Source organism: Enterobacter cloacae complex sp. HYC074_NIDB, assembly GCF_056673345.1.
Map to the genome: position 1 here is coordinate 3,203,940 of NZ_CP114214.1, position 16,976 is coordinate 3,220,915.

A 16,976-nucleotide genomic window follows, 5' to 3' on the forward strand; every position below is an offset into this window, starting at 1 on the left:
TACGATAAAAAAAGCACTGCTCCGGCAGTGTTTTTTTTTGCCCGTTACACTGATAACTATCCAGCGGCATTTCAGGAATCACGACATCTATGTTTACCCGCTACTTCTCCAGCAACCGCAAGATACTGTTTATCAGTTTCCTTACGGGGTTATTCACTGCCCTGCTTCTGGGAGCATTACAGTTTTACTGGAGTTATCACAAGCGAGAAGTCAGATTCGATACTCTCATTACCGATTTAAGCGTCTACATGGAGAGCTATTTCGATGAGCTCAAAATGTCGATTGATACGCTCCAGCCACTCACGCTGAACAGCTGCGAGGAAGTGAGTGCCGCCCTGACATCCCGGGCGGCCTTTAGCATCAACGTGCGCGCCTTTTTGCTGGTCAGGGATAAACAGGCCTTCTGCTCCTCGGCAACAGGCCCGATGAATACCCCGATGGAAAAGCTTATCCCTCAGCTACATATCAGCAAACCTGTTGATATCGCGCTCCTGCCGGGCACGCCAATGCTGCCGGATAAGCCCGCGATCGCCATCTGGTATCGCAATACGCTGGTGAAAGACGGCGGCGTGTTTACGTCCGTCAACCTCAACCTGTCGCCCTATCTTCTCTATACGTCACGTCAGGATGAATTTGCCGGGATATCGATCGTCATTGGCGATTCCGCGTTATCTACACAGTCCGGAATGCTGATCCAGGCGCGGGATTTGCCTGACGTCCCTGCCCGTAGCGCCACGCTGAAAAATATTCCATTGACCGTTAACGTTTATGCGCAAGCCTGGACAACCGATGAACTGCTCTACGCGGTGTTTTTCGGCCTGGTCTGCGGTATCGCGGCGGGCCTGTTGAATTTCTATATTCTTACTATCCGTCTCAATCCGGGGAAAGAGATCCTCACGGCCATCAAGCACGACCAGTTTTACGTGGTCTATCAACCCGTCGTGGATGCGCAGTCGCTCAGAATGACCGGGCTGGAAGTCCTGATGCGCTGGAAGCATCCGGTGATGGGCGAAATTCCACCGGATGCCTTTATTAACTTCGCTGAAGCGCAGAAGCTGATTGTCCCGCTGACGCTGCATCTTTTTGACCTGATTATCCGCGATGCCCCTGTTTTGCAAACGGTGCTCCCGCCTGGGGCCAAGTTTGGGATCAACATCGCGCCCGGGCATCTGCATGCGGAAAGCTTTAAAGGTGATATGCGCGCGTTTCTCGCCGCCCTTCCGCCCGATCACTTCCAGATTGTGCTGGAAATAACCGAGCGCGACATGATTAACCACCGCGAGGCAAATCAGCTGTTCGAATGGCTGCACAATGAAGGTTTTGAAATCGCCATCGATGATTTTGGCACTGGCCACAGCGCGCTGATCTATCTGGAACGCTTCACGATGGATTACCTGAAAATTGACCGTGGCTTCGTGAATGCCATCGGGACTGAAACCGTCACCTCGCCAGTGCTTGACGCGGTGCTGACGCTGGCAGAACGTCTGAGTATGATAACCGTCGCCGAGGGTGTTGAAACGCCCGAGCAGGCGGCGTGGCTGCGCGAGCATGGCGTAAACTATCTTCAGGGCTACTGGATTGGCCGCCCGATGCCGCTGGAGCAGTTCAGGACGTGGCAACCCGATATCACGCTCGGGGAATAATTTCACAATCACGGCACTGTCCCTTATTATTCTGTTCAACCGAGCCTGTCTGTGAACAAAGGGATCCGCCGCACTATGATTATGCGCGTTGTGTTGACGCTGTTGGCGCTGGTGAGCCTGTCGAGCCAGGCGCAGACCATCAAAGAGAGCACGGCCTTTGCCGTCATTGGCGAGCCGAAGTACGCAGTTAACTTTAACCACTACGATTATGTCAACCCAGCCGCCCCGAAAGGCGGAAACGTGACGCTTTCCGCCACGGGAACATTTGACAACTTTAACCGCTTTGCCCTGCGCGGCGTAGCGGCAGCGCGTACCGAATCCCTCTATGACACGCTGTTCGTCACCTCCGACGACGAGCCCGGCAGCTATTATCCCCTGGTCGCCGAGAACGTACGTTACGCCGAAGATTTCAGCTGGGCAGAAATCGCGATTAATCCGCGGGCGCGTTTTCACGATGGTACGCCGGTTAGCGCCCGCGACGTGGCGTTCACCTTTCATAAATTTATGACCGAAGGCGTGCCGCAGTTTCGTCTGGTGTACAAGGGCACCACGGTGAAAGCCATCGCCCCGCTGACCGTGCGAATCGAACTCCCTGAGGCGAACAAAGAGAATATGCTAAGCCTGTTCTCCCTGCCCGTCATGCCCGAATCCTTCTGGAAAAACCATAAGCTGAGCGATCCCCTCTCTACCCCGCCGCTGGCCGGAGGGCCGTATCGCATTACCGACTGGCGAATGGGCCAGTATGTGATCTATTCCCGTGTGAAAGATTACTGGGCAGCCACGCTGCCGGTAAACCGGGGCCGCTGGAACTTCGATACAATCCGCTACGACTACTACCTGGATGATAACGTGGCCTTCGAGGCATTTAAGGCAGGCGCATTTGATTTACGTGTCGAGAACAGCGCCAAAAACTGGGCGACCCGCTATATCGGAAAAAATTTCGCGAAAGGCTATATCGTTAAAGACGAACACAAAAACGAATCCGCGCAGGACACGCGCTGGCTGGCGTTTAATATTCAGCGCCCGGTTTTTTCCGATCGTCGGGTGCGTGAAGCCATTACTCTGGCGTTTGATTTCGAATGGATGAACAAAGCGCTGTTTTACGGAGCCTACAGCCGGGCGAACAGCTATTTCCAGAATACTGAATATGCCGCCCGTGATTATCCCCACGCGGACGAGCTGGTTTTGCTGGCGCCATTGAAAGCGGAGCTACCGCCGGAGGTGTTCACCCGCATATTTGAACCGCCCAAATCCGACGGAAACGGGTTCGACCGGGACAACCTGCTGAAAGCCAGCAGCCTGCTGGATGACGCTGGCTGGGTGCTGAAAAATCGGCAACGGGTTAATGCGCAAACCGGTAAACCGCTCAGCTTCGAACTGCTGATTGCCTCTGGCGCAAACGATCAGTGGGTGCTGCCGTTTAAGAAGAACCTTGCCCGGCTTGGCGTCACTATGAATATCCGCCAGGTCGATATGGCCCAGTTGACTAACCGCAAGCGCAGTCGCGATTACGATATGATGCAGACCCTGTGGGCCGCCCAGCCGTGGCCGAGTTCAGATCTGCAAATCTCCTGGGCATCGGGGTATATCGACTCCTCCTACAACGCCCCGGGCGTAAAGAGCCCGGTGATTGATGCGCTGATTGCAAAAATTGTGGCCGCTCAGGGCGATAAGAACAAGCTTCTGCCGCTTGGCCGCGCGCTCGATCGGGTATTAACCTGGAACTATTACATGCTGCCGATGTGGTATATGGGCGAAGATCGCGTGGCCCGCTGGGATAAATTCTCCCTGCCTGCCGTTCGCCCGGTTTACACCCTCGGCTTTGACACCTGGTGGTATGACGTGAATAAAGCCGCAAAATTGCCCGCAGAGCGGCGTTAAGGAGTGACGATGGGCGCTTATCTTATCCGCCGGCTGCTGTTAGTGATCCCGACGCTGTGGGCCATCATTACCATTAACTTTTTTATCGTCCAGATCGCCCCCGGCGGTCCGGTGGACCAAGCGATTGCGGCAATAGAATTTGGTCACGCTGGCGGCATGCCGGGCGGCGGCGGCGAAGGAATGGGGGCCAGCCATGCCCGGACGGGCGTGGGCAACATCAGCGAAAGCCACTACCGGGGCGGTCGGGGACTGGATCCGGAGGTGATCGCCGAGATCACCCATCGCTATGGTTTTGACAAGCCGCTGCACGAGCGCTATTTCAGGATGCTATGGGATTATGTCCGTTTCGATTTTGGCGACAGCCTGTTTCGCAGCGCCTCGGTGTTAACCCTGATCAAACAAAGCCTGCCGGTTTCCATCACGCTCGGACTGTGGGGGACGCTGATTATTTATCTGGTCTCCATTCCGCTGGGGATAAGGAAAGCGGTCTACAACGGTAGCCGTTTCGATATCTGGAGCAGTACGTTTATTATCATCGGCTACGCTATTCCGGCGTTTCTGTTTGCCGTGCTGTTGATTGTGTTTTTCGCAGGCGGCAGTTATTTCGACCTCTTCCCGCTGCGCGGGCTGGTCTCCGCGGATTTCAGCACGCTGCCGTGGTATCAGAAAATCACCGATTACTTCTGGCACATCACGCTGCCGGTGCTGGCGACGGTCATCGGCGGTTTTGCGGCGCTTACGATGCTGACCAAAAACGCCTTTCTTGATGAGATCCGCAAACAGTACGTCGTCACCGCGCGCGCCAAAGGCGTCGGTGAAAAGCAGATCATGTGGAAGCACGTTTTTCGTAACGCCATGCTGCTGGTGATTGCAGGTTTCCCCGCCACGTTCATCAGTATGTTTTTTACCGGCTCGTTGCTGATAGAAGTGATGTTCTCGCTCAACGGATTAGGGCTGCTGGGCTATGAGGCCACCGTCTCCCGTGATTATCCGGTGATGTGTGGCACACTCTACATTTTCACCCTGATCGGCCTGCTGCTGAACATCATCAGCGATATCAGCTATACGCTGGTCGATCCCCGTATCGATTTTGAGGGCCGCTGATGTCGCGTTTAAGCCCCGTCAATCAGGCCCGCTGGGCGCGCTTTCGCCACAACCGTCGCGGCTACTGGTCGCTGTGGATCTTCGCCGTCCTGTTCGCCTTAAGTATGTGTTCGGAACTGATTGCCAACGATAAACCCCTGCTGGTGCATTTCAAAGACCGCTGGTACGTGCCGGTGCTTACTACCTATAGCGAAAGCGATTTTGGCGGCCCATTTGCGACGCCAGCCGAGTACCAGGATCCCTGGTTACGTGAGCAGATAGCGCAGCACGGCTGGGCTATCTGGGCACCGATTCGTTTTGGCGCGAACAGTATTAACTTCGCCACGTCTACCCCCTTCCCTTCGCCGCCTTCCGCGCAAAACTGGCTGGGAACGGACGCCAACGGCGGCGATGTGCTGGCGCGCATCCTCTATGGCACCCGCATCTCGCTCCTGTTTGGGCTGCTGCTGACGCTCTTTAGCAGCGTAATGGGCGTTGTGGCGGGCGCCGTGCAAGGCTATTACGGGGGTAAAATAGATTTATGGGGACAGCGCGTGATTGAAGTCTGGTCCGGTATGCCAACGCTGTTTCTGATTATCCTGCTGTCCAGTGTGGTACAGCCTGGCTTCTGGTGGCTGCTCGGGATCACCGTCCTGTTCGGCTGGATGGCGCTGGTCGGCGTGGTGCGCGCGGAGTTTCTGCGCACGCGGAATTACGACTATATTCGCGCCGCGCAAGCGTTAGGCGTGAGCGATCGCGCAATCATCTTCCGCCACATGCTTCCCAATGCGGTGGTGGCGACCCTCACCTTCCTGCCGTTTATTTTGTGCAGCTCCATTACCACCCTGACGTCGCTTGATTTTCTTGGTTTCGGTTTGCCACTGGGCTCACCGTCCCTTGGCGAACTGCTGTTGCAGGGCAAAAACAATCTCCAGGCCCCCTGGCTGGGCATCACCGCATTCCTCTCCGTGGCGGTGCTGCTTTCCCTGCTGATTTTTATTGGCGAAGCCGTGCGCGATGCCTTCGATCCCAACAAGGCGGTATGACATGACCCGGCCTCTTCTGAGCATAGAAAACCTGTCGATTGCGTTTTCAAAGCAGGGCGAATCACGCACGGTAGTGACGGATTTATCGTTGCAGATCCAGCGCGGAGAGACGCTGGCGCTGGTCGGGGAATCCGGTTCCGGTAAAAGCGTCTCGGCACTTTCGGTGCTGCGCCTGCTCCCCTCCCCGCCGGTCAGCTATCCGCAGGGGGATATTCTGTTCCATGGACAATCGCTGCTGAACGCTGACGAGCAAACCCTGCGCGGCATTCGTGGCAATAACATCGCCATGATTTTTCAGGAGCCGATGGTGTCGCTCAACCCTCTGCATACGCTGGAAAAACAGCTCTATGAAGTGCTGTCCCTTCATCGGGGAATGCGTAAAGAGGCAGCGCGGGGTGAAATTCTGGACTGCCTTGAACGCACCGGTATTCGTCATGCGGCGAAACGGCTGAACGATTTCCCGCACCAGCTTTCCGGCGGCGAGCGCCAGCGCGTGATGATCGCAATGGCCCTGCTCACACGCCCCGAACTGCTGATTGCCGATGAACCCACCACCGCGCTGGACGTCACGGTGCAGGCGCAAATTCTGCAACTGCTGCGCGAGCTTCGCGACGAGCTGAACATGAGCCTGTTGTTCATTACGCACAACCTGAGCATCGTGAAAAAGCTTGCTGACACGGTGGCCGTGATGCAAAACGGCCGCTGCGTGGAACAGAACCGGGCATCCGCCCTGCTGAGCGCGCCTCAGCACCCGTATACACAGCGCCTGCTCGATAGCGAACCCGCTGGCGACCCGGTTCCGCTTAACGCTGACTGCGCGCCGTTGCTGAGCGTTGAGGGGCTGTCGGTGTCATTCCCGATCCGCAAAGGCATTCTCCGTCGCGTGGTCGATCACAATCATGTCCTGAAAGACATGAGTTTCGCTCTGCGTCCGGGTGAGTCGCTTGGGCTTGTGGGCGAATCCGGCTCGGGCAAAAGCACCACCGGCCTGGCGCTGCTGCGCCTGATCGCCTCTCAGGGAAGCATTGTCTTTGACGGCATGCCGCTGCAAAACCTGAATCGCCGGATGATGCTTCCTGTCCGCCCGCGGATGCAGGTGGTATTTCAGGATCCAAACTCTTCGCTTAACCCGCGCCTGAGCGTATTACAGATTATTGAAGAGGGCCTGCGCGTCCACCAGCCGACAATGACGGCGCAACAGCGTGAAATCGACGTGAAGCGGGTGATGGAGGAAGTGGGTTTAGATCCCGAGACCCGGCACCGGTATCCGGCTGAGTTTTCTGGCGGACAGCGCCAGCGTATAGCGATTGCCCGCGCGCTGATCCTGAAACCGGAGCTGATCGTGCTGGACGAGCCAACCTCTTCCCTGGACCGCACCGTGCAGGCGCAAATTCTGGCGCTGCTGAAGGGGCTACAGGAAAAGCATCGGCTGGCCTATATCTTTATCAGCCACGATTTACAGGTGGTGCGTGCGCTTTGCCATCAGGTGGTGGTATTGCGGCAGGAAGAAGTCGTGGAGCAGGGAGAGTGCCAGCGCGTATTCACCGCGCCGACGCAGGATTACACGCGCCAGCTATTGTCCGCTGACTAGCACTCAGAAAGGGTATTGACCGGAGAACGGCTCGGCAATGGCCACGCCGAAGTTTTTCAGACGACAGGTGGCGGCAAACTCATCCTGGCTGTTAACAAACAGGCACGGCTCACCTTCGCATTCCAGCACGGAGCTGTCCACTTCGATGTCCGTCAGCGCCTGGCTGAGACGTTCCATAACCGGCCACGCATTTTCATCGCTCGGGCTGAGCAGTTTGAGCGCCACCAGGCAATTATCCTCCCCGGCAACGCTTTGCGGAATCGGTTCAACTTTCGAACCTGCAAAACCCGTCGACCAGCGATAGCTCTGGGGCAAGCGATGGACAATGGAGAGTTGTAATGTATTCACGTTCAGATCCCCGGAAGCAAATTTACTTCACAATTTATTTACATTTATAGTAACACATCATCGACAACCTGCACTGTTTAGCGGATTTTATAGGCGTTGCAGGCTCGCGTCGGCGCTATATGTACCCGTTTCTGCGATCTAACTCAACCTTTTTAAATACAATGATGTGACTTTTTACATAAATAGATTTTACATAAAAGAAACAAACACAGGGTAAACGAACGTAGGGTTGGTTGATATGGGTCAACAAAAAGGCCCGTATCGGGCCTTAAGTGGTCATTTATGCGCCGTCTTTCGCGGCCGGCTGGCGTAAAGATAAAAAAGAATGGAGCAGGTCGCGCAGAGGGCAATCGCCCACAGCATCGGCCAGGCGGTATTAAACGTCGCCGTCGAGAGCAGCGCCCCGACTATCGCGCCAATCCCGAAACGGAACGTTCCTGCCAGCGACGAGGCGGTACCCGCCATATGCGGGAATTCGTCGAGGATCACCGCCATCGCGTTGGATGAAACCATCGACACGCAGCCGACAAACGCCGCCACGCCCACCACCAGCGCCCAGAAACCGACGCCCAGCAACGCGCTCAATACCAGCCAGATAGCCATCACGAACTGGATCCACAGCCCGGCGCGGAACATATTCAGCGCCCCAACCCGCCGGACAAAGCGGCTGTTGATAATGGTCATCACAAACAGGAACACAATATTCAGCGCGAAGTAGTAACCAAAATGCTGGGGTGACACATGGTTCAGTTCGATGTACACAAACGGCCCCGCACTCAGGAACGAGAACATTCCGGCAAAGCTGAAGCCGCTGGCAAGCATATAACTGAGCACACGCTTATGGCGAAACAGCGAGGCAAAGTTGCCAAGCGTGGTGCGAACGTGGAACTTCTGACGTCGCTCGACCGGCAGCGTTTCATCGATAAAGACGAAGATCATCACCGAGGCCAGCAGCGCGGCAATCGCCAGGATCCAGAAAATCGCATGCCAGCTGAACCAAACCAGCACCGCCCCGCCCACCATGGGGGCGACCAGCGGCGCAATTGTCGTGACCAGCATGACGAACGACATCATGCGTGAGAACTCTTCCTTCGGGTAGACGTCGCGCATCAGCGCGTTAATTACCACGCTTGCCGCAGCCGCCGCCAGGCCATGGAAGAAACGCATCACAATCAGCTGATCGATACTCTGCGCCAGCGCGCAGGCCACCGCCGCCGCGGCAAATATCAATGTCCCCCCCAGAATAACTGGTTTACGCCCCAGGCTGTCTGCCATTGGGCCATAAAAGAGCTGGCCGAGCGCAAAACCAAGAATGTAGGTGCTGAGCGTCATCTGTGCGCTGCCTGCCGGTACGCCAAACTGCGCGGAAATCACCGGCAGCGCGGGCAGATACATATCGATAGACAGCGGCATCAGCATGGCCAACAGGCCAAGGATAAATACGATTTTAAACGACGAGTGTGGCCTGGTGGTCACAGGGTTCTCCTGAATTTAGCGTGAAAGCAGCCCGACGCTGGCAATCTCTTCTTCCGTCAGCGGGCGATATTCCCCTGGCGCCAGGTCTGGATCGAGTGCAATCGCGCCGATACGTTCACGATGCAGCCCCACAACGTGGTTGCCCACGGCGGCAAACATCCGTTTCACCTGGTGATAGCGGCCTTCACTGATGGTCAGGCGCACGTCGGTTGGAGTGATGATTTCCAGCACCGCCGGTTTGGTCAGATCTTTTTCATTATGCAGCTGAACGCCTTTTGCGAACTGCTCTGCCGTGTCATCCGAGACCGGAGACTCAAGCGTCACCCTATAGGTTTTCTCACAGTGATGGCGCGGGGAGGTGATGCGATGCGACCACTGGCCGTCATCGGTCATCAGCACCAGGCCGGTGGTATCAATATCCAGTCGCCCTGCCGCATGCAGCTTGTGCGCCACAGGTTCGTCGAGGAAGTAGAGCACCGTCGGGTGATCCGGATCGTCCGTTGAACAGACGTAACCTTCCGGTTTGTTGAGCATGAAGTAGCGCGGGCCATTCTGCTGGGTCAGCGGGTTGCCGTCATACTCCACCTGGTGCTCAGGCTGGAGTTTAAAAGCGCTGTCTTTCACAATGTCGCCGTCCACGGTTACGCGGCTGGCGCGAATTTCACGCCCGGCAATAGCGCGGCTTACGCCGAGTTGCTGAGCGATAAACTTATCAAGTCGCATGAAATCTTTTTAGCCTTAATGGTGCTGGAAGTCGGACTACGCGTCCGAAAAAGAAGCAGTCAGAAACAGTTCAGTATAATGGTCTGGTTGCGCCACTCAAGGGAAAAAGTTTCGTGGCATACTATATGCGAGTTAACTGAATAGAGAAGCCATGACGTTCACATTACGCCCCTATCAGCAGGAAGCCGTTGATGCCACCCTCGCCTGGTTTCGCAAGCATCGGGAGCCCGCCGCCATCGTACTCCCGACCGGAGCCGGCAAAAGCCTGGTGATTGCCGAACTGGCGCGCCTGGCCCGCGGACGCGTGCTGGTGCTGGCGCATGTCAAAGAGCTGGTGGCGCAAAACCACGCCAAATATTGCGCGCTCGGCCTGGAGGCCGACATTTTTGCCGCCGGACTGAAGCGCAAAGAGAGCCACGGAAAAGTGGTGTTTGGCAGCGTACAATCCGTTGCGCGCAACCTGGAACTGTTTCGCAGCGAGTTTTCCCTGCTGATTGTCGATGAGTGTCACCGCATCAGCGATGACGACGACAGCCAGTATCAGCAAATCCTCACTCATCTGAAAAAGGTGAATCCTCACCTCCGTCTGCTTGGCCTCACCGCCACGCCGTTTCGTCTGGGCAAGGGCTGGATTTATCAGTTTCATTATCACGGCATGGTGCGTGGCGATGAAAAGGCCCTGTTCCGCGACTGTATCTATGAGCTTCCGCTGCGCTACATGATCAAGCACGGCTACCTGACGCCGCCGGAGCGGCTGGATATGCCCGTCGTGCAGTACGATTTCAGCCGCTTACAGGCGCAGAGCAACGGGCTGTTCAGCGAGGCAGATCTTAACCATGAGCTGAAAAAACAGAAGCGGATCACGCCCCATATCATCAGCCAGATTGAAGAATTCGCACAAACGCGCAAAGGGGTGATGATTTTTGCTGCCACTGTCGAACACGCGCGCGAAATTACGGGGCTGCTGCCCGCCGACGACGCGGCGTTAATTACCGGTGAAACCCCCGGCCCGGAGCGCGACAGCCTGATCGAGGACTTCAAAGCTCAGCGGTTCCGCTATCTGGTGAATGTCTCCGTACTAACCACCGGCTTTGACGCCCCGCACGTCGACCTGATTGCGATTCTTCGCCCGACGGAATCCGTCAGCCTGTATCAGCAGATTGTTGGCCGCGGGCTGCGTCTGGCGCCGGGCAAAACCGACTGTCTGATCCTTGATTACGCCGGTAACCCGCACGATCTCTATTCGCCAGAAGTAGGCACGCCAAAAGGCAAGAGCGACAACGTTCCCGTTCAGGTTTTTTGCCCTGCCTGCGGGTTTGCCAACACCTTCTGGGGGAAAACCACCGCCGACGGCACGCTGATTGAACATTTTGGCCGCCGCTGTCAGGGCTGGTTTGAAGACGATGAAGGCCATCGCGAACAGTGTGATTTCCGCTTCCGCTTCAAAAACTGCCCGCAGTGCAACGCTGAAAACGACATTGCCGCCCGCCGCTGTCGGGAGTGCGACACGGTCCTGGTCGACCCGGACGACATGCTGAAAGCAGCGCTGAAACTAAAGGATGCGCTGGTGCTGCGCTGTTCCGGCATGGCCTTACAACCCGGCGCGGATGAAAAAGGCGAGTGGCTAAAAATCACCTATTACGACGAGGATGGCGCAGACGTCAGCGAGCGGTTCCGGGTCCAGACGTCCGCCCAGCGCACCGCGTTCGAGCAACTCTTTATCCGCCCGCATACCCGCACGCCTGGCGTACCGCTGCGCTGGCTAACCGTTGCCGATATCGTGCGCCAGCAGGCGTTGCTGCGGCATCCTGATTTTGTTGTCGCCCGCAAAAAAGGGCAGTTCTGGCAGGTACGTGAGAAGGTCTTTGACTATGAAGGACGCTTTCGCCGGGCAAACGAATTGCGCGGTTAACGGGACTTTTCGTTGATGCGCGAGCCATTTGAGTATAAAATGCCGCCCGCTTCACATCCGTGAGGCAGAACACTCACCTGCTGCTGGGTCGCCTGTAGTAGGGTTTTAAATACAGAGAGAAATCAATGTTCACTATCGAAGCAGAAGTACGTAACGTGCAGGGTAAGGGTGCGAGCCGCCGCCTGCGTACCGCAAACAAGTTCCCGGCTATCGTTTACGGTGGCGAAGCTGCTCCAGTTGCTATTGAACTGGATCACGACAAAGTATGGAACATGCAGACCAAAGCTGAGTTCTACAGCGAAGTTCTGACCATCGTTGTTGGCGGTAAAGAAGAAAAAGTGAAAGTTCAGGCTGTTCAGCGTCACGCGTTCAAGCCAAAACTGACTCACATCGACTTCGTTCGCGCGTAATCGCAAACCTGTCGAGAAAAACCCCGCGTTTGCGGGGTTTTTTTATGGCTGTTACTTACCGCCTGAGGTGCGACGCTGAAGCTGGTCGCGCAGATTCGGCGGCGTGCCTTTAATGGTCAGCGTGTCGGTGGCCGGGTCCCAGAAGATACGTTCCCCGAGCAGCATGGCATCAAAGTTAATGGTTAACCCACCGCCGCTACCGGCAAATTTCGTCAGCTGACGCAGCGTACTGCGATCCGCCGGGAAGCTCTCTTCCAGCTCATAGCCTTTTTCCGCGGTAAATTCCTGGAAGCTGACTTCGCTGACGCCTGCCAGCTCTTTGGACAGCGACTCCAGCTCAATCTCTTCCCCGGCCTGTAACTGCTCGTTGCAGTAGCTGTAAACCTGCTGACGCACGTTTTGACGCTCAGATTTATCAAGCTGCGCCTCAGCCGTAAAGTCATCCACCGCCTGGAGGAGACCTTTGTTCTGCGCTTTGGCATTCAGCCCTTCGCTGGCACCGAGGAAGTCCATAAAGAAATCGGCCACTTTGCGGCCCACGCGACCTTTAAGGAAGGTCAGGTAGCGCGTCGATTCCGGGTTGGTTTCCCATTCGGTTAAATCGATACGCGCCACAATATCCGCATGGTTGATATCCAGGTAGTGCGTTGAGCTGATATCCAGCTGCTCGTTCACGCGCATGCTGCTTAAGTTATTCAGCACGGTGACCAGGAGATACTCTACCGCCAGATAGCGGTAGTGGCAGAACAGGACGATACCGCCATCGGCGAAGGGATATTTCGCCAGTTCGTCACGCAGACGGCCAGTAGCAGCGCGGCTGAATGCCAGGAAATCCTCTTCGCCCTGACGTTGCAGGCGCAGGCTATCCGCCAGTTCGCTCTCTTCGCTGAACAAGCCATAGGCTTTATTTTTCGCGCTGTAGACGCGATGCAACTCCGCCATCATCTCGACAACGGTAGGCGTTGGTTCCAGTAACGAATCGCGCAGCACCACTTCAAGGGTTTGCTCATCACGCTTGATAAGCTGGTGCAAGGCAATCTGGTTGATTTCCAGACTCATGATAAACTCTCCTTTTAGACCGGGCGGTATTCAACCACCACCAACGCATGTGTGCAACAGAAGATAAAAAAGGGGAAAAAAAGCTGTTGCTACGGTAATATGTCGCCCTTCTCTCAACAAACTGATTTTGATTTATGCCACAACATTCCCGCTACAGTGACGAACACGTTGAACAACTGCTCAGTGAGCTGGTCAACGTACTGGAAAAACATAAAACGCCAACCGATCTCTCCCTGATGGTTTTGGGAAATATGGTTACCAACCTGATCAATACCAGCGTTGCTCCGGCTCAGCGTCAGGCGATCGCCAAATCTTTCGCCCAGGCTTTGCAGTCCTCCGTTAGCGACGACCAGGCACACTAAGGGAAACGAACAACAGTTTATGGTGACGAATCGTCAGCGCTACCGTGAAAAAGTCTCCCAGATGGTCAGCTGGGGGCACTGGTTTGCCCTGTTCAACATTCTGTTGGCGATGGTGCTCGGCTGCCGTTATCTGTTTGTGGCGGACTGGCCAACCACATTAACCGGGCGCGTCTACTCGTGGATGAGCCTTGTGGGTCACTTTAGCTTTCTGGTCTTCGCCACCTATCTGCTGATCCTGTTCCCACTGACGTTTATCGTCATGTCGCAGCGGCTGATGCGCTTCCTGTCTGCCATTCTTGCAACGGCGGGCATGACGCTGTTGCTGATCGACAGCGAAGTCTTTACCCGATTCCACCTGCACCTGAATCCTGTCGTCTGGGAGCTGGTGATTAACCCGGATCAGAACGAGACCGCGCGCGACTGGCAGCTGATGTTTATCAGCGTACCGATTATCCTGCTGATCGAAATGCTGTTCGCCACGTGGAGCTGGCAAAAACTCCGCAGTCTGACCCGACGCCGCCATTATGCGAAGCCCGTCGCGGCGCTCTTTTTCGCCTCATTTATCGGTTCGCACCTGATGTATATCTGGGCAGATGCGAACTTCTACCGCCCGATTACCATGCAGCGCGCAAACCTGCCGCTCTCCTATCCGATGACGGCGCGTCGTTTCCTCGAAAAACACGGCCTGCTGGACGCGCAGGAGTATCAGCGTCGTCTGGTCGAACAGGGTAATCCGGAAGCGGTCAGCGTGCAGTATCCCCTGAGCGATCTGAAATATCGCGACATGGGGCGCGGTCAGAACGTGCTGCTGATTACCGTCGATGGCCTGAACTATTCTCGCTATGAGAAGCAGATGCCAGCGCTGGCTGAATTCGCTGAGAACAACATCGTATTCACTCAGCATATGAGCTCAGGTAATTCGACCGACGCGGGTATTTTCGGTCTGTTCTACGGTATTTCACCGAGCTATATGGACGGCGTGCTGTCGGCCCGTATTCCGGCGGCATTGATTACCGGGCTTAATCAGCAGGGCTACCAGCTGGGGCTGTTCGCCTCTGATGGTTTCAACAGCTCGCTGTACCGCCAGGCGCTGCTGTCTGATTTCTCACTGCCCGCCGCGCAGAGCCAGTCTGACGATCGGACCGCTGACCAGTGGATAGACTGGCTGAAGCGCTATGCGCAGGAAGATAACCGCTGGTTCTCCTGGGTTGCGTTTAACGGCACAACGCTTGATGACAGCAATCAGAAAGGCTTCGCGCGCCGCTATAGCCGTGCGGCGGGCGATGTTGATGCGCAGATCGGCCGCGTGCTGACCGCCCTGCGCGACGCGGGCAAGCTGGACAATACGGTCGTTATTATCACGGCGGGGCATGGCGTGCCGCTCGGCGACGAGGCGAAGGGCATGGAGTGGTCGCGTCCGAACCTGCATGTTCCCCTGGTGATCCACTGGCCGGGCACTCCCGCGCAGCGCATCAACATGCTGACCGACCATAAAGACGTCATGACCACGTTAATGCAGCGGCTGCTGCACGTCAGCACACCGGCAATTGAGTACTCGCAGGGCCAAGACCTCTTTAGCGCCACGCGGCGTCATAACTGGGTCACGGCTGCTGGCGGAAACACGCTGGTGGTGACCACACCGACGTTGTCCCTGGTGTTGAACAGCAACGGCAATTACCAGACGTATAGCCTCGAAGGTGAGAAACTGAAAGACCAGAAACCGCAGCTCAGTTTGCTGTTGCAGGTGCTGACAGACGAGAAGCGCTTTATCGCTAACTGATTATTTATGAATCAGTTAGCGTTGCTTGCCCCTTGCATTCAAAAAGGAATAGAGTAGTATTCCTTTTATGCGTCGGCACGTAGCGCAGCCTGGTAGCGCACCGTCATGGGGTGTCGGGGGTCGGAGGTTCAAATCCTCTCGTGCCGACCAAAACTACACAAAAAAACCAGCCGCTTATGGCTGGTTTTTTATTGCCTGTCTCCGCATGCGCAATGCTTAGTGTTTTTCACGCCCACCGAGAAAGAAAATCCCCAGCGGAATCGCCAGCAGCACGGTGAACACCAGGCTGTAAACAAAGATCATCGCCGATTGCAGGACAAACATGCTGGTTGTCCAGGCAGATAGCGGGATGTTGTACTGCTCAATCACACCGACAATGGTTGCTCGCCCCACGCATGCAGCAGCAATCATAAACACAACCAGTAACGCCAGCAGGAACTTGCGGCCTTCAGGTGTCTTCAGTTTTTCCCGTACCATATCTCCTCCCTTTACAGATAAATAACAATAATTAACGCGTAAAATAACACGATCGCCGCATCGACTCCACCACAGCATTAAACACCAATAAAAGAACACAAAAGCAGTGCATTACTCCGTTTAAAATGAAAATGTGAGTAAATTACGCCAACCATTCACGTATATTATGTTAGTCTTTCCAGGATCGTTTTAACAAAAAGGAATGACAGTGAAAAACGCACCTAAATTTGGCCCTCATCGCCGCTGCGTGCGCCAGCAGCAGTGCTTTCGCCAGCGAAACCCAGAAAGAGCAGCCGCTGGAAAAAGTTGCTCCGTATCCGCAAGCGGACAAAGGGATGAAGCGCCAGGTTATTCAGCTCCCGGCTCAGCAGGATGAAGCAAATTTCAAAGTTGAGCTGTTAATCGGCCAGACGCTGGAAGTGGACTGCAACCAGCATCGTCTGGGCGGCCAGCTGGAAAGCAAAACGCTGGAAGGCTGGGGCTATGACTACTATGTCTTCGACAAAGTAACCTCGCCAGTCTCCACCATGATGGCGTGCCCGGACGGCAAGAAAGAGAAGAAATTTATTACCGCGTATCTGGGCGATAACAGTCTGCTGCGCTATAACAGCAAGCTGCCGATCGTCGTATATACGCCGGAAAACGTGGATGTGAAATATCGCGTATGGAAGGCGGATGAGACGGTAGGACAAGCGGTAGTTCGTTAAAAATAAGTCGGGTGGCGCTCACGCTTACCCGACCTGGAAAGGGTGCGTTCTGGCACCCTCACCCCAACCCTCTCCCACAGGGGAAAGGGGTCCCCAGTAATTTGAAAGCAAAAGCGATAACGTTGCCTTCAGAATAACTGAAGGCTTTCAGCGATGCCCTGGTCCGGCTGTAAATCGCTGAGGCGTGTCCTGTAGGCCGGGGCGAGGCGCAGGGATGCGCCGAGAGGGCGGGCTTTACAGGGATGTTACCTCCGCCCGTCCCCGATAAGCCGGAAGGAATAAGCCGAAGGCACCGCGAAGCGGCGATTTACCGCCGGAAGCCCGGGTCGCCAGGGTGGTGGCGACGGAGCCACCCTGGCACGTTCACCGGTCATGTCGTGACAGAGTAGCAAGGAACATAACGTGAACGGAATGACCACCAGAGCCGTATGTTCCCCCTCACCCCAGCCCTCTCCCTCAAGGGAGAGGGGGCCGTCTG

General features: G+C 55.7%; 15 protein-coding genes and 1 tRNA gene. 11 read left to right on the forward strand and 5 right to left on the reverse strand.

The annotated features are described in order from the left end of the window. Window positions 1-89 precede the first annotated feature (89 nt). The 5 genes from O1724_RS15510 (at window position 90) to yejF (ending at window position 7,244) form a co-directional block, all read left to right on the forward strand. Window positions 90-1,643 carry a cyclic di-GMP phosphodiesterase gene (locus O1724_RS15510; RefSeq protein ID WP_126297196.1) on the forward strand — a complete coding sequence of 518 codons (1,554 nt, stop codon included), beginning with the start codon at window positions 90-92 and terminating at the stop codon, window positions 1,641-1,643. A gap of 75 nt (window positions 1,644-1,718) precedes the next feature. After that, window positions 1,719-3,524 carry an extracellular solute-binding protein gene (locus O1724_RS15515; RefSeq protein WP_032634211.1) on the forward strand — a complete coding sequence of 602 codons (1,806 nt, stop codon included), beginning with the start codon at window positions 1,719-1,721 and terminating at the stop codon, window positions 3,522-3,524. 9 nt (window positions 3,525-3,533) lie between these two features. Then, window positions 3,534-4,628, forward strand: coding sequence for a microcin C ABC transporter permease YejB (locus O1724_RS15520; RefSeq protein ID WP_479983894.1), 1,095 nt, complete (start codon window positions 3,534-3,536; stop codon window positions 4,626-4,628). Beyond that, a complete protein-coding gene (locus tag O1724_RS15525) occupies window positions 4,628-5,653 on the forward strand; it encodes a microcin C ABC transporter permease (protein ID WP_023324979.1) in 1,026 nt (341 codons plus the stop codon). Before O1724_RS15520 ends, O1724_RS15525 begins: the two co-directional genes overlap by 1 nt. A gap of 1 nt (window position 5,654) precedes the next feature. Continuing rightward, the gene (gene yejF / locus O1724_RS15530; protein WP_126297195.1) at window positions 5,655-7,244 is read left to right on the forward strand and encodes a microcin C ABC transporter ATP-binding protein YejF; all 1,590 of its coding nucleotides are present in this window, start codon (window positions 5,655-5,657) and stop codon (window positions 7,242-7,244) included. A gap of 3 nt (window positions 7,245-7,247) precedes the next feature. On the opposite strand, the gene O1724_RS15535 is transcribed toward yejF, so the two are convergent. The 3 genes from O1724_RS15535 to rsuA form a co-directional block, all read right to left on the reverse strand. Further along, on the reverse strand, window positions 7,248-7,592 hold the full coding sequence (locus O1724_RS15535; RefSeq protein ID WP_003859372.1) for a YejG family protein: 345 nt from the start codon (window positions 7,590-7,592) through the stop codon (window positions 7,248-7,250). A gap of 276 nt (window positions 7,593-7,868) precedes the next feature. Beyond that, window positions 7,869-9,068 carry a Bcr/CflA family multidrug efflux MFS transporter gene (locus O1724_RS15540; RefSeq protein ID WP_003859373.1) on the reverse strand — a complete coding sequence of 400 codons (1,200 nt, stop codon included), beginning with the start codon at window positions 9,066-9,068 and terminating at the stop codon, window positions 7,869-7,871. A 15-nt stretch (window positions 9,069-9,083) separates the two neighbouring features. Further along, the gene (gene rsuA / locus O1724_RS15545) at window positions 9,084-9,791 is read right to left on the reverse strand and encodes a 16S rRNA pseudouridine(516) synthase RsuA (RefSeq protein WP_047653824.1); all 708 of its coding nucleotides are present in this window, start codon (window positions 9,789-9,791) and stop codon (window positions 9,084-9,086) included. Window positions 9,792-9,942: 151 nt separating this feature from the next. On the opposite strand from rsuA, the gene radD reads away from it, so the two are divergent. Next, entirely contained in the window at window positions 9,943-11,703 is a 1,761-nt protein-coding gene (gene radD, locus O1724_RS15550; protein ID WP_022651520.1) for a DNA repair helicase RadD, read from the forward strand. Between the two features lie 125 nt (window positions 11,704-11,828). Further along, the gene (rplY, locus tag O1724_RS15555) at window positions 11,829-12,113 is read left to right on the forward strand and encodes a 50S ribosomal protein L25 (RefSeq protein ID WP_003859376.1); all 285 of its coding nucleotides are present in this window, start codon (window positions 11,829-11,831) and stop codon (window positions 12,111-12,113) included. Window positions 12,114-12,164: 51 nt separating this feature from the next. Here the strand turns inward: rplY and yejK are convergent, their stop codons facing one another. Continuing rightward, on the reverse strand, window positions 12,165-13,172 hold the full coding sequence (gene yejK / locus O1724_RS15560) for a nucleoid-associated protein YejK (RefSeq protein ID WP_017383403.1): 1,008 nt from the start codon (window positions 13,170-13,172) through the stop codon (window positions 12,165-12,167). A 134-nt stretch (window positions 13,173-13,306) separates the two neighbouring features. On the opposite strand from yejK, the gene O1724_RS15565 reads away from it, so the two are divergent. From O1724_RS15565 to O1724_RS15575, 3 genes are all read left to right on the forward strand, one after another. Next, window positions 13,307-13,534 (forward strand): YejL family protein, encoded by a 228-nt coding sequence (locus O1724_RS15565; protein WP_001135586.1) that lies wholly within the window; start codon window positions 13,307-13,309, stop codon window positions 13,532-13,534. Window positions 13,535-13,553: 19 nt separating this feature from the next. Further along, window positions 13,554-15,314 carry an LPS biosynthesis-modulating metalloenzyme YejM gene (yejM, locus tag O1724_RS15570; RefSeq protein WP_003859380.1) on the forward strand — a complete coding sequence of 587 codons (1,761 nt, stop codon included), beginning with the start codon at window positions 13,554-13,556 and terminating at the stop codon, window positions 15,312-15,314. Between the two features lie 73 nt (window positions 15,315-15,387). Continuing rightward, a tRNA-Pro gene (locus tag O1724_RS15575) sits at window positions 15,388-15,464 on the forward strand. 66 nt (window positions 15,465-15,530) lie between these two features. Here O1724_RS15575 and O1724_RS15580 read toward each other — a convergent pair. Further along, window positions 15,531-15,791: a DUF2534 family protein gene (locus O1724_RS15580; RefSeq protein ID WP_006811332.1), complete on the reverse strand. Its 261-nt coding sequence runs from the start codon at window positions 15,789-15,791 to the stop codon at window positions 15,531-15,533. Between the two features lie 227 nt (window positions 15,792-16,018). On the opposite strand from O1724_RS15580, the gene eco reads away from it, so the two are divergent. Further along, a complete protein-coding gene (gene eco, locus O1724_RS15585; protein WP_126297194.1) occupies window positions 16,019-16,498 on the forward strand; it encodes a serine protease inhibitor ecotin in 480 nt (159 codons plus the stop codon). The last annotated feature ends 478 nt before the right edge of the window (window positions 16,499-16,976 follow it).